2 protein-coding genes are annotated in these 2,314 nt (G+C 24.6%); both read right to left on the bottom strand.

The window, feature by feature from the left end:
* Window positions 1-39: 39 nt before the first annotated feature.
* Window positions 40-1,179 carry a UDP-galactopyranose mutase gene (gene glf, locus AVBRAN9333_RS09340; protein WP_336609903.1) on the bottom strand — a complete coding sequence of 380 codons (1,140 nt, stop codon included), beginning with the start codon at window positions 1,177-1,179 and terminating at the stop codon, window positions 40-42.
* Window positions 1,180-2,314, bottom strand: a 1,135-nt coding sequence (locus tag AVBRAN9333_RS09335; protein WP_336609902.1) for a glycosyltransferase, incomplete at its 5' end; no start/stop codon positions are given.

Here is a 2,314-nt window from a genome sequence, read left to right as displayed (position 1 = left end):
TAATTTGATTTTCTGACAAAGTCATTGATAAAAAATCACTCATTTATTACTTCCTTTTACATTAAAGATATTCTCAAATACTTCAAAAGCACCAAGGATAGTTCTATTCATATCATAATATTTATAAGCTCCTAGTCTTCCTAAAAAATAAATATTTTCTAATAATATAGCTTCTTGTAAGTATTTGTTATATAAAGCAGTATTTGAATTATTTAAAATTGGATAAATTCTTTCATTCTTTCCTATTTCAAATTCTTTAGGATATTCAAACGATAAAACTGTTTTATTAGATTGTTCTTTTAAAAAATATTTATACTCAGCTATTCTAGTAAAATCATAATTGTTAGGATAATTAACCACCGGAGCATTTTGAAATTTATCAATATCATAAGTTGTAATTTTAATATCTAGACTTCTATAAGGTAGTTTTCCAAATTTATATTCAAAAAATTCTTCAATAGCTCCAGTATAAAATATTCTATCAAAATGTTTTTCATTTATATCTTTATAGTCAGTGTTTAGTCTTATCTCTATATTTTTATGAGATAACATATTTTCAAACATCTTAGTATAACCATTAAGAGGTATACCTTGATATTTTTCTTGAAAATACCTATTATCTCTACCTATAAAAACCGGAACCGATCCAGTAACAGATGGGTCTAAATCTTCAGGCTTAAAGCCCCATTGTTTAATGGTATATTCCTTAAAAATTTTTTCATATATAAAATCTGCTAATAATTTTAAATCTTTATCATCTGTTTGTAGTAGCTCAAGTATCTTTATCTTTACGTTATATCCAAATTTTTCTATAAGTTTATTTTCTAATTTTTTTGCCAACTGCTCAGGAAATACAATATGCAACGAATTTAAGTTAAATGGAACTGGTACTTCATTGCCGTCTACTATGCCTAAAACATTATGCATAAAAGGCATCCATTCGGTATATTTTGATAAAAAATCCCAAACTTCTTTATTATTAGTTCTAAAAATATGAGGGCCGTACTTATGAACTGTAATGCCTGTATCTATATCTTTATAATCATAACAAGTACCTGCTATATGGTCTTTCCTATCTATAATAACAACATTTTCACCCAATTCGTTGGCTATTTTATTTGCCATTACAGCACCACTTAAACCACATCCTACTATTAAATTTAGTTTTTCTTTACTCATTTATATTCCTTTTATTTTTACCAATTCAACACTATTTTTTTTATTTTTTACATTTCTTATATTTACTTTAAAATCTTGTTTAACGTTTGTAATTCCTAATCTAAATTCCAATTTCAAAATATCACCATTTTTAACCTTTAATTTATATCTATAAGGAGAATTATCGGTTGTAATAACTGGAAGTATATTTATTATCTCATCGTTGATTTTTATTAAGTTATATCTTGTAGCTTTATAAAAGCCATTGTTCAAAATAGACCTAAAAGTTATATTAAATAACCCACTTTCTATAGCTTTTAGATATATCACACAATCACCACTACCTTCAATGCTTATGCCATTGCCTTTGTCATTAGAAAGTATCTTTGGATATGAATAATAAAAGTTATTAAATTTCGTTTGTTGTGGCTTGTAAGCTATTACAAAATCATTAAAATTTATCAAATCTCTATCATTAAAGCATCTATAAGATATAGTTTTTAGCTCATCAAAAACATCTTCACTTAGCTTATCTAAATTATTTATAAATTGTGATTTAATTTTCATAAAAATATATTTCAATATAATTTGTTTATGTTTTAAATCCACTTTTTCTATATTCTTAAACTGCCTTATTAAATCAACTAAATTATCAGCTCTAAGCTGCATTAAAGAATTAACATGATTTCTTCTATATATAATCAATTCTTTATTTGATATATAAAGACTATTGAGATTATTTATGCACTTTATGAAAAAACTAACATCATTAACACATTTAAGATTATCAAATTTTATATCAAATTTTTCTATAAAACTAGCTTTATATATACCACTCCAAGCACTATCAGGAAGATTTAAAAGTAAATCTATCTTAGGATTTTTTATGAGTTTATTAAAGTACTTTTTATCAAGTTTTGATATCAAAATATAATCATTTTGATAATATAAGTCATTATAATCATCATAAATTATATTTTTAAATTTAAACAATTCAACTTGATTTTTACAAGCTTCATTATAAAAATAATTAAGCTCACCACTCATGCAATCATCACTATCTAAAAAATGATAATACTCTCCACTAGCTACCATCATACCAGCATTTCTTGCAACTCCAGCATATAGATTTTCTTGAGCTAAAACTGTAATACGG

Origin of the sequence: Campylobacter sp. RM9333 (genome assembly GCF_020137705.1) — a bacterium.
In the GTDB taxonomy this organism is placed as follows: Bacteria; Campylobacterota; Campylobacteria; order Campylobacterales; family Campylobacteraceae; genus Campylobacter_E.
Note: the sequence above shows the minus strand (reverse complement) of the source record. Positions and strands in the feature narration are given on the sequence as shown.

Excerpts from the sequence above, each read along its gene's own strand:
- glf (WP_336609903.1), bottom strand. The coding sequence starts at position 1,179 with ATGAGTAAAGAAAAACTAAATTTAATAGTAGGATGTGGTTTAAGTGGT.